The organism is Streptomyces sp. NPDC055506 (assembly GCF_053643595.1).
In genome coordinates this window covers 1-9,366 of the sequence record NZ_JBSHKH010000208.1, presented here as the reverse complement: position 1 = coordinate 9,366, position 9,366 = coordinate 1, and the positions used below count along the sequence as shown (strand labels likewise).

The window sequence follows — 9,366 nt, the reverse complement described above, 5'->3', positions numbered from 1 at the left end:
GCACCACCGCCAGCACCTCATGCCCGTTCCGCCGGGCATCCGACAACCGCTCCAGGAGCAGGACACCCGCACCTTCGGCGAATCCGAATCCGTCCGCCTGCGCCGAGAACGCCTTGCACCGGCCGTCCCACGCCAGGGCGCGCTGGCGGCTGAACTCGGTGAGTTCCTGAGGACCGGCCATCACGGTCACGCCGGCGGCGAGCGCCATCGAGCATTCGCCGGCGCGCAGTGCCTGGCCGGCGAGGTGCAGCGCCACCAGCGACGACGAACACGCCGTGTCCACCGTCACCGCCGGTCCCTCGAGACCGAACGTGTACGAAACGCGGCCCGAGATGACGCTGCCCGCGCCACCGGTGGCGGCGTAGCCTTCGACGCCCTCGGGGGCCTGGCTGAGGTTGGCCGTGTAGTCCGAGCCCATGGCGCCCGCGAACACGCCCACCTGGCCGCCGCGCAGCGACTCGGGGGCGATACCGGCGCGTTCGAACGCCTCCCAGGAGGTCTCCAGCAGCAGCCGCTGCTGCGGGTCCATCGCCAGCGCCTCACGCGGCGAAATCCCGAACAGCTCCGCGTCGAAGTCACCGGCGTCGTAGACGAACGCACCCTGACGTACGTAGCTCTTGCCGCGTGCGTCCGGATCCGGGTCGTACAGGGAAGCCAGGTCCCAGCCACGGTCGACGGGCAGGCCGCCGACTGCGTCGCGTTCTTCGGCGACGAGGCGCCACAGCGCCTCGGGGGAGTCGGCGCCGCCAGGGAAACGACAGGCCATTCCGACGATCGCGAGGGGTTCGTCCATTGCCACGGCGGTGCGCGTCGGGGCGCCCGCGGCGGTGTGCTCGGTGCCGGCCACTTGGGTCAGCAGGTGGTGTGCCAGGTCCAGCGGCGTCGGATGGTCGAAGACCAGCGTGGCGGGCAGGCTCAGCCCGGTGGCGTTGTTGAGCTGGTTGCGCAGCTGGATCGCGGTCAGGGAGTCGAATCCCTGGTCGAGGAAGCCGCGTCGCAGATCCACGACGTTGGTCTTGGCGTGCCCGAGTACGGCAACGGCGAGGTCCCGGACGAGGTCGAGCACCACGCTTTCCTGTTCCGGCGTGGAGAGTCCGGCGAGGCGACGGGCCAGTGCCGAGGTGGTGGTACCTGTTCGGGCGGCGGTTGCGGTCCGGCGTACCGGAGTACGGACCAGGCCGCGCAGCAGTGGTGGCAGGGCCTGTGTCCTGGCCCGGTTCCGCAGCACGCCCCAGTCCATGCCGAGGGGCACGAGCAGCGCCCGGTCCGGCACGCGCACCGCCGCGTCGAACAGGGCGAGTCCCTCCTCGTTCGTCAGGGCCGTCGCTCCGGTGGCGGTGACGAGTGCGTGCCCTCCCTCCTCGACCTGCTCGGCGAGGTGCTCGCTCATACCGCTTTCCCCGGCCCACAGTCCCCAGGCCAGCGACACCCCTGGCAGCCCTTGGGCTCGGCGGTGCTGCGCGAGGGCGTCCAGGAAGGTGTTGGCGGCGGCGTAGTTCCCCTGGCCCGGGTTGCCGAAGACCCCGGCCGCCGAGGAGAAGAGCACGAACGCCTTGAGGTCGAGGTCCCGGGTCGCCTCGTGCAGGTTCACCGCCGCGTCGACCTTGGGCCGCATGACGGTGTCGAGCTGGTCCCCGGACAGCGCCGGGATCGTACGGTCGTCCAGCAGTCCGGCCGCGTGCACGACGGCGGTCAACGGGTGCTGCTCCGGAACCGTAGCCAGGAGCTGGTCGACCGCATCCCGGTCGGCCGTGTCACAGGCGACGATGGACACGTGCGCCCCGCAGTTCTCCAGCTCGGCGCGCAGTTCGCGGGCTCCCGGAGCCGCCGTCCCGCGGCGGCTGGTCAGCAGCAGGTGCCGCACTCCCCGTTCCCGCGCCAGGTGGCAAGCGAGCAGACGGCCGAGCAGGCCCGTACCGCCGGTGATCAGCACCGTGCCATCCGGGTCCCAGAGCAGCTCGTCCGTGCTGTCGCCGCGCTCGCTGCCGCCCGGCTCGTCGGTCGCGTCGGCGCCCGTCGCATTGGGATGGGCGCCGGAGCGGACCAGGCGTGGTCTGAGGACCGTACCGCCCCGTACGGCCACCTGGGGTTCGTCGACCGCAAGCACGGAGGGCAGGGCTGCTTCCCAGTCGGTGGCGTCGTCGACGTCGACCAGCACGAAACGGCCGGGATTCTCCGTCTGGGCGGAGCGCACCAGACCCCAGACGGCGGCATGGGACAGATCGGCCGCCGACTCGTCCGGGCCCGCGACGACGGCGCCCCGTGTCACCACGATCAGCTTGGACCGGGCCGCCGCCTCATCCGCCAGCCACTCCTGGATCGCGGACAGCACCTCGCCGGTGACCTCGTGTACCACCTCGGCGAGTTCTCCACCCCTGATCGGAGTGCAGGGCAGGACCACGTGCTCCGGATACGAGTCCAAATCTGAACCCGATCCCGAGCCCGAGGCCAAATCCGAGCCCGCGCCCAAGTCCGAGTCCATCGCCGGGTCGGTGCAGCCCAGTACCGCCCACCTGGGGGCGGCGGACGCCTCGACCTCGGCGGCGGCGACCCAGTCCACGCCGAAGAGCGCCGACTGCTCCACGGCACTGGCCTGCCGCAGCTGCTCGGTCGCCAGGGGCCGGGTGATCAGCGCGTCGACGGAGGCCACCGGCAGGCCGGCCGAGTCCGCCACGCGTAGCGACACGGCCCCGTCCGTGCCGGCCGGGGTCAGCTGGACGCGTACGTGCGAGGCGCCTCCTGCGAACAGGGTCACGCCATGCCACACGAACGGCAGCCGAACCTCGTCCCCGCTGTGCTGCCGCGTCAAGCCGGCGTGAAGGCAGGCGTCCAGCAGCGCCGGGTGGATACCGAATCCTGCCGTCCCGGTGGCCTCGTCCTCCGGCAGGCTCACCTCTGCGAAGATGTCCTCTCCGCGCCGCCAAGCCGCCCGCAGCCCCCGGAACACCGGCCCGTACCCGTATCCGGACGCGGCCAGGCCGTCGTAGAAGCCGTCCAGCGACACGGGCTCGGCGTTCGCCGGCGGCCACTCGGCCAGGTCGAACGCCTCAGCCGTACGCGCCTCGGCGGTACCCTCCTCGGCGAGTACGCCATCGGCGTGCCGGACCCACTCGTCGCCGGGGGCGTCCACGCGCTGCGAGTGGACGCTCACCGATCGCCTGCCGTTCTCCCGCTCCGGTCCGACGCGGACCTGGACCCGGACGCCACTGTCCTCCGGAACGACGAGCGGGGACTCGAGGGTGAGTTCTTCCAGGCGTGGGCAGCCGGCCTCGTCCCCGGCCCGGATGGCGAGCTCCGCGAAGCCCGTGCCGGGCAGCAGCACCGCCCCGGCCACCGCGTGATCGGCCAGCCAGGGGTGCGTACGCAGGGAGATCCGGCCGGTCAGCACCACGCCCTGGTCGTCTGCCAGCCGTACGGTCGCGCCGAGTACGGGGTGTTCCGCCGGGGCAAGTCCCAGGGCGTCCGGGTCGCCCATGGGCGAACCCGTGTCCGCCAGCCAGTAGCGCTGCCGCTGGAAGGCGTACGTCGGCAGCTTCACCTGGCGTCCGCCGGGCAGCAGGGCAGGCCAGTTCACGTCGATCCCGCGCGTGAACACTTCGGCCACCGACGTCAGCAGTCGGTGCAGCCCGCCCTCCTGACGCCGCAGCGATCCGGTCGCCACCGCCTCGATGCCGGCGTCCTCGGCGGTGGCCTGTGTGCCCGGCACCAGTACCGGATGGGCACTGCACTCCACGAAGAAGCGGTAGCCGTCCTCCAGCATGGCGCGCACCGCGCCCTCGTAGTTCACCGGCTGACGGGCATTGTGGAACCAGTAGTCGGCGCCCAGCTCCGTGGTGTCCAGCACCCCGCCGGTCACGGTCGAGTAGAACGGCACCTGTGATGCGCGGGGCTCGATGTCCGCGAACAGCTCCAGGATGCGGTCACGCAGCGGATCCACCTGCGCGCAGTGCGAGGCCACCGTCGACCCCACGATCCTGGCCCGCACCTCGTCGGCAGCGCACTCCGCGACGAACTCCTCCAGTGCCGCCTCGTCGCCGGCGACCGTGGCCGCACCGGGACCGTTGCGCCCGGCGACGACGAGCCGGCCGTCCCACCGCGCGAGCTTTTCCTCAACGGCGTCGGCCGACAGGGCCACCGACGCCACCGCTCCGTGGCCCACCAGTTCCTCGGCGAACAGCTTGCTGCGCAGTACCACCACCCGCGCCGCGTCCTCGAGCGACAGCGCTCCGGCCACGTGGGCCGCCGCGATCTCCCCCTGTGAGTGCCCCACCACCGCGGCGGGCTCCACCCCGGCCGCGCGCCACACCGCCGCCAGCGACACGTTCACCGCGAACAGCACCGGCTGGAGCACCTCGATGCGCTCCACCGGCGGCGCGCCCTCCAGCCCGCGTACGACATCGGTCACCGACCAGCCCACCAAGGGCGCGACGGCGGCGTCACACTGGGCGAACGCCTCGGCGAACACCGGTGAGGAGTCCAGCAGTTCCACGGCCATGCCGGCCCACTGCGAGCCCTGGCCCGGAAGGACGAACACCACGCGGCCGCGTACGTCGGCCGCAGCCGAAACCACCGACGCCGAGGGCGCGCCGGACGACACGGCACGGAGCCCCGCGAGCAGCTCGTTCCGGTCCCCGATGACGCCGAGCACCACTGCCCGGTGTTCCAGGACCGACCTCGCCGACGCCAGCGACCAGCCCACATCCACCGGATCCAGATCCGGTCGCGCCTCCGCATACTCGGCCAACCGTCCCGCCTGCGCCGCCAGAGCCTCGGTGCTGCGTCCCGATATCACCCAGGGCACTACGGCACCGGGGGCACGGTCCGGCCGGCTGTCGGCGCCGCTGTGGCTGTCGGCGCCGGCTCCGGTCTGCGGGGCTTCCTCGACGATCACGTGCGCATTGGTCCCGCTGATGCCGAACGACGACACCCCCGCCCTGCGCGGCCGGTCCTCCGTCCGTGGCCACTCCCGGGCCTCGGCCAGCAACTCCACCGCACCCGCCGACCAGTCCACATGCGGCGACGCCTCCTCCGCGTGCAACGTCTGCGGCAACACCCCATGCCGCAGCGCCATCACCATCTTGATCACACCCGCGACACCCGCCGCCGCCTGCGTATGCGCGATATTCGACTTCATCGACCCCAGCCACAACGGCCGATCCACCGGCCGTCCTTGGCCGTAGGTCGCCAGCAGCGCCTGCGCCTCGATCGGATCCCCCAGCGTCGTCCCCGTGCCGTGCGCCTCTACGGCGTCCACATCCGCGGCCCCCAGGCGCGCACTCTCCAACGCCGCCCGGATCACCCGCTGCTGCGACGGCCCATTCGGCGCCGTAAGCCCGTTGCTGGCCCCGTCCTGGTTCACCGCACTGCCCCGCACCACCGCCAGCACCTCGTGCCCGTTCCGCCGGGCATCCGAGAGCCGTTCGAGGACGAGGACTCCGACGCCCTCGCCCCAGCCCGTGCCGTCCGCTGCCGCGGAGAAGGCCTTCGACCGGCCGTCGGGAGCGAGCCCCCGCTGACGGCTCATCTCGATGAGTGCCCTCGGGGTCGCCACCACCTGGACACCGCCCGCGAGTGCCATCGAGCACTCACCGGCGCGCAGTGCCTGGCCGGCGAGGTGGAGCGCCACCAGCGACGACGAACACGCCGTGTCCACCGTCACCGCCGGCCCCTCGAGACCGAAGGTGTAGGCGATACGGCCGGAGATCACACTGCCGGCGCTCCCCGTGGCGAAGAAGCCCTCCAGTTCCTCCGGTACGGCCATGGTGGCCATGTAGTCCGACCCCATGGCCCCCGCGAACACGCCGACCTGGCTCCCGCGCAGCGACTCGGGGGCGATGCCCGCGCTCTCGAAGGCCTCCCAGGACGTCTCCATCAGCAGCCGCTGCTGCGGGTCCATCGCCAGTGCCTCACGCGGCGGGATGCCGAACAGCTCCGCGTCGAACCCGGCGACGTCCCGCAGGAACCCTCCCGCCCTTGTGTAGTTCTTGCCGGGCGCGTTCGGGTCCGGGTCGTAGAAGTCGTCCGGGTCCCATCCACGGTCGCTCGGCAGGGGTGTGGTCGCGTCCAGGCCGTCCCGCAGGAGCTGCCAGAGCCCCTCGGGTGAGTCGACTCCGCCCGGGAAGCGGCAGGCCATCCCGACGATCGCCAGCGGCTCGTCGGCCGGCGCCGCGGCTGTCGCGGCCGCGGCGAGGTCCGCGCCCTGCTCGGCGGGGACGAGCTGCGCACGCAGCTGCCCGGCGAGGGCGGAGGCGTTCGGGTGGTCGAAGACCAAAGAGGCGGAGAGCCGCAGCCCGGTGGCACTACTGAGCCGGTTGCGCAACTCCACTGCCATGAGCGAGTCGAAGCCCAGCGACCGGAACGCCTGGCCCGCGTCGACACTCTCCGGTGTCTCGTGTCCGAGGACGGCCGCAGTGTGGGCGCGTACCACGTCCAGAAGGAGGCGTTCCTGCTCCGCTCCGGAAAGCGCGGCCAGGCGCAGGGCGAGGTCGGTTCCCTGCCCAGCGGCGGTCCGGGCCGTCCCGGTCGCATCGGTCGTATGGGGCGCGCTGTTCGCATCGGCCGCATCGGCGGTCCGGCGTGCCGGAAGACGGACCAGGTTGCGCAGTAGCGGCGGCAAGGTGCCCGTCCCTGCCTGGGCGCGCAGCACTCCCATGTCCATCTCGATGGGCACCAGCAGGGCCCGGTCCGTGCAGACGGCCCGGTCGAACAGGGCGAGCCCCTGCTCGTCGGACATCGGCACCGTACCGGTACGGGAGAGCCGGGTACGGGATGTCTGTTCCAGGAGGCCGGCCGCGCCGACCGCGCCAGCCATGCCTTCGGCCTTGGCCCACAGCCCCCAGGCGAGCGATACGCCCGGCAGTCCCTCGGCCCGGCGGTGCTGCGCGAGGGCGTCCAGGAACGCGTTGGCGGCGGCGTAGTTCGCCTGGCCCGCGTTGCCGAAGACACCGGCGGCGGACGAGAAGAAGATGAAGTCGGTCAGGTCGAGGCCGCGGGTCGCTTCGTGCAGGTTGACGGCGGCGTCCACCTTGGCCCGCAGGACGGTGTCCAGCCGCTCCGGCGTCAAGGCCGCGACCGTACCGTCGTCCAACAGCCCCGCCGCATGCACCACCGCACGCAACGGATACTCTGCCGGGACTCCCGCCACCAGTGCGTCCGCGGACCGGCGATCAGCCACATCACAGGCCACCACCGACACCGACGCCGCACCCACCCCGAGCAGTTCCGTCTCCAGCTCCCGAGCACCGGGAGCATCAAGGCCTCGACGGCTGGCCAGGAGCAGATGGCGCACCCCGTACTTCTCCACCAGATGACGGGCGAGCAGACCGCCCAGCGCCCCGGTCCCCCCGGTGATCAACACCGTGCCCTCGGCATCCCAGGTAGGGGGCACGGCCGGCTCCTCCGTGGCCGTCAGCCGGGCAAGACGCGGCACCCACACCTGGCCACCGCGCACCACCACCTGCGGCTCACCCGCGGCCAGCGCCGCAGGCAGCACCGCCTCCCAGTCATCCCCCTCACCCACATCGACCAGAACGAACCGGCCCGGATGCTCCGTCTGCGCCGACCGCACCAGACCCCACGCGGGAGAGTGCACGAGGTTCAGCGGCTCGCCCCCGCCGACGCCCGCGACCGCGTTGCGCGTCAGCACCACCAGGCGCGAACCGGCGGAGGGCTCATCGGCCAGCCAGGCCTGGAGCGCCGCGAGGACCTCGCCCATGGCCAGGCGAGCCGCCCGCGCGAGGCCGTTCGGGGCGGTCTCGGCCTGAGCGCACGGGAGCACGACGGCTTCCGGACGGCGGCCGGTGTCCTGCTCCGGACGGTCGTCCCCCAGCAGCGCCCACTCAGCGGGGACGGACGCGTCGTTCGCAGGGGGCACGGCGACCCACTCCAACTCGAACAGTGCGTCGTGGTTCCGCCCGGCCGCCTGCCGCAACTGGTCGGGCGATACGGGACGGGAGACCAGCGCGTCCGCACAGGCCACGGGCCGGCCCTCGGTGTCGGTGACGTGGACGGACAGCGCGTCCGCGTCGACCGCAGACAGCCGCACTCGTACGCTCGCCGCACCTGTGGCGAACAGGGACACGCCGGTCCACGCGAACGGCAGCCGGACCTGGTCGCTCGGGGCCTCGGCGTTGGCGAGCGCCGCGTGCAGGGCGGCGTCCAGCAGTGCGGGGTGGATACCGAACCCGGTGGCACCGCGGTGCTCCCGGTCGGGAAGGCTGACTTCGGCGAAGACGTCGTCTCCGCGCCGCCAGGCGGCCCGGAGGCCCTGGAACACCGGGCCGTAGCCGTAGCCGGACGCGGCCAGCCCTTCGTAGAAACCGTCCAGTTCGATCGGTGTCGCTCCGGGAGGCGGCCAGGCGCCGAGTTCGACGGAGCCGGTCACCGCGGCCGGGCTGAGCGCCCCACTGACGTGCCGGGTCCACTCCTCGTCCGGCCCGCTCTGCGAGTGCACGCTCACCGGCCGCCGCCCCGCCTCGTCCTCCGCACCGACCCGGACCTGCACCGTCACGGAAGCCTCGTCGCGCAGGACCAAAGGGGCTTCGAACATCAGCTCCTCCAGCCGCGGGCAACCGACCTCGCACCCGGCCCGCACGGCCAGCTCCACAAACCCCGTCCCCGGGAAGAGGACCGTGCCGCCGATCGCGTGGTCGGCCAGCCATGGGTGCGTGCGCAGGGACAGCCGCCCGGTCAGCACGACACCCTGCTCGTCCGCCAGGCGCACGGCCGCACCCAGCAGCGGGTGACCGGCCTCCGACAATCCCAGTGCTGCGGGATCGGTCGCCGCCCGGTGGTCCTCTTCCAGCCAGTAGCGCCGGCGTTGGAAGGCATACGTGGGCAGCTCGACCTGTCGGCCGCCGGGCAGCAGCGCCGTCCAGTCGACATCGGCACCATGGACGTAGGCCCGGGCCAGTGCGGTGGTCAGGGACTGCGGCTCGGGACGCTCTGCCCGCAGCAAGGGCACCACCAGCCGCGGCGTGCCGGACTCCTCCTCTTCGAGGGTTTCCTCGGCCATCGCGGTCAGCACCCCGCCCGGCCCCACCTCCAGGAATACGTTCACACCCTCACCGGCCAGAGTGCGGATACCGTCAGCGAACCGCACCGCCGCCCGCACATGCCGCACCCAGTACTCAGCCGACTCCAGCTCCCCCGGCCCCGCGATCCGACCGGTCACGTTGGAGACCACCGGGATCCGCGGCGCACGGTAACCGACCTGCCGGGCCACCTCCTCGAACTGCGCCAGCATCGGCTCCATCAACGGCGAATGAAACGCATGACTCACCTGCAGGCGGCGGCTGCGCCGCCCCGGGAAGCAGGCCACCACCCGCTCCACCGCCTGTGCCTCGCCGGAGAACACCACCGACCGCG

1 protein-coding gene is annotated in these 9,366 nt (G+C 72.5%); it reads right to left on the bottom strand.

Annotation, left to right across the window (positions count from 1 at the left end; all coding sequences use genetic code 11):
- A partial coding sequence (locus ACWIF2_RS39000; protein ID WP_454366244.1) for an SDR family NAD(P)-dependent oxidoreductase occupies nt 1-9,319 on the bottom strand: 9,319 nt, incomplete at its 3' end.
- Nucleotides 9,320-9,366 lie beyond the last annotated feature (47 nt).